The organism is Sodalis sp. (in: enterobacteria) (assembly GCF_047607725.1).
Taxonomy (GTDB): domain Bacteria; phylum Pseudomonadota; class Gammaproteobacteria; order Enterobacterales; family Enterobacteriaceae; genus JBLKSS01.
On the sequence record NZ_JBLKSS010000283.1, the window covers coordinates 1 to 2,203 of the forward strand.

The following is a 2,203-nucleotide window of genomic DNA, read 5'->3' on the forward strand; positions in this document are numbered from 1 at the left end:
CACAGGAAAAATAGACTAAAACCGAGTCAGAAGATGAGCGAACACGTGATCGAATATCACTGGAATGGGTGATCGGAAAATATCGGAATAACTGATCGGATGTCGCCGGAACAGATGATCGGATACGTCGGAATCTGCACGTGTTCTACGCAGAGAATATTTTACCGCGCAATGACTTAATACCGGGTCCGCTAGACAATATTTTTCTTCCTCCGTCCGGGTATAATTATTTTTTTAGATGAGGAGATTTTTATGCGAATGATCACGATATCACTGCTATTTATCCTTATCTGTTTAACTTGGGGCACCACCTGGCTTGCCATGAAAATCGCGGTTGATACCATTCCGCCCGTGTTTGCGACCGGCATGCGTTTTATTGCCGCGTCACCGCTGCTTATTATTATGGCTTGGCTAACCCGTGCGCCGTTACTTTTTCCCCGTGGGCAGCGTCTTTTCCAATGTGCGGTCGCGCTATTTTATTTCGCCATTCCGTTTTCATTAATGATTTACGGTGAGCAAACCGTCAGCTCGGGGCTGGCGTCGGTAATTTTCGCCAACATGCCCGTTGTGGTGCTTGGCACCTCGCTGCTGCTGTTAAAGGAAAAAACCTGCAGGCTGCAACTTCTGGGATTGCGGCTGGCGATCGCATCGTTGGCCGTAGTGCTGATAAGCGAAGCGAAAGAAACCAGCCGCTGTCACTGGCAGGGTGCCCTGGCCCTGGTCGCGGCCCTGATTATGCATGCAATTATGTATACCCTTTGCAAGAAGCGCGGTTGTTACGTGGCTGTGCTGACTTACAATGCCCTACCTTGCTGCGCGGCGGGAGTTGCATTGGCCACCGTCGGCTGGCTGTATGAACACCCCCGCTGGCATGATTTTTCGCCAAGTTCGGTAGGGGCAACCCTGTATTTAGGCGTAGTGGCCGGCGTATTCGGTATTTTGTGCTACTTTGCGCTATAAAAAAAGCCAGCGCTTTCCAGGCGTCCACGGTGTTTTTGATTTTCCCGGTGATCGCGCTATTGCTGGAAAATGCCTTGTATGGCTATACGCTTTCACCGGTTTCGCGCCTGCTGCTGGTGCCGCTCAGCGCCGGGATTTTATTAACGCTGCTGTCGCGGCGCCATGCCTGAGCGCCGACGAATGCTAACGTTGGGATGCGCGGGCGCCGTGAATCCCCCTGCCTTCGGTGACAACACATCACTATCGATAACCTGCGTGGCGGCCATGCAGCACGCTAATTGGCGCACCTTTGCAGGGGAAGCGGCAAAACGGGTTGCCGCCTATGGCCTACCCACAAAAGACGTTAGCCCGACAGATTAAAATAGTGGCGCAGCGGTGCCGCCAGGGCGATAAAGTCGCGGTTGCCCGGTTTGGTGCCAACTGGTCTCATACCACAGCAGCATGAGATAGTTGACCCAGGGAAGCCAGGCGTCAATCTGCCGGCGTAAACGATCGCTCGCCAGGCCCGGCATAAGCCGCACATAATCGGCCAGCAAACGCTCGCGATCCGCGGCCTGCAGGGCATTGCCGCCAAACAGCGCCGCCAGCTCCAGCGCAACATCCCCATCGCCGGCATATTCCCAGTCGATAAACGTCAGCGAACCCGCCTGCTGAAGCAGCACATTGCCTTGATGCACATCCATATGCAACAGCGCCTGGCGTATGGCCGTCGGCGGACGCCGGCACAAAAACCGCCTATGTAGCCTCAGAAAGGCCGGTGAACGTCGCGCCGGGTCGCTTGTTTGCCAGTAACGCGCATAGCGCGCCTGCAGGTTCAGCGGATAGCCGCTGTGCCGACGCTGATGCAGCCTGGCCAGGAGGCCCGCCAGCGTGCCCGTCGTCAGCGCCTGTTGCCAGCCCTGCGCATTCATCGGTGCGCCGGGGAGCCACTCCACCAGCAGCCAACCGGCGGTGATGCCCCGCGGGCACGGCACCAGGCCGCTGCCGTTAAGGGCGCGCAACAGGCGAAACTCTCGACGCCCAGCTGTATTTTCGTAAGCGTACGCCCAGCGCCGTATTGACAGTTATTCAGCAGGGATGGTGAGGTTCCACGGCAGGAGCTATTTGATTTTGTTGATGGGATGATCCGCGATAATCGCCAGCACATGGCGCAGATACGCTTCCGGCTCCACGCCGTTCAGTTTGCAACTGCCGATCAGCGTATACATCAGCGCCGCCCGGTCGCCGCCGCTATCCGAACCGA

General features: G+C 56.5%; 2 protein-coding genes and 1 pseudogene. 1 reads left to right on the plus strand and 2 read right to left on the minus strand.

Going from position 1 to position 2,203, the window contains the following annotated elements; all coding sequences use genetic code 11:
- Positions 1 to 252: 252 nt before the first annotated feature.
- A pseudogene (locus ACMX3H_RS18360) lies at positions 253 to 1,130 on the plus strand (DMT family transporter).
- 186 nt (positions 1,131 to 1,316) lie between these two features.
- Here ACMX3H_RS18360 and ACMX3H_RS18365 read toward each other — a convergent pair.
- Together ACMX3H_RS18365 and ACMX3H_RS18370 are read right to left on the minus strand one after the other, a co-directional pair.
- Complete coding sequence (locus ACMX3H_RS18365) at positions 1,317 to 1,961, minus strand: phosphotransferase (protein ID WP_415211817.1); 645 nt, start codon at positions 1,959 to 1,961, stop codon at positions 1,317 to 1,319.
- Between the two features lie 99 nt (positions 1,962 to 2,060).
- Positions 2,061 to 2,203 (minus strand): transposase domain-containing protein (locus tag ACMX3H_RS18370; RefSeq protein WP_415211818.1); only part of this gene is annotated, 143 nt, incomplete at its 5' end.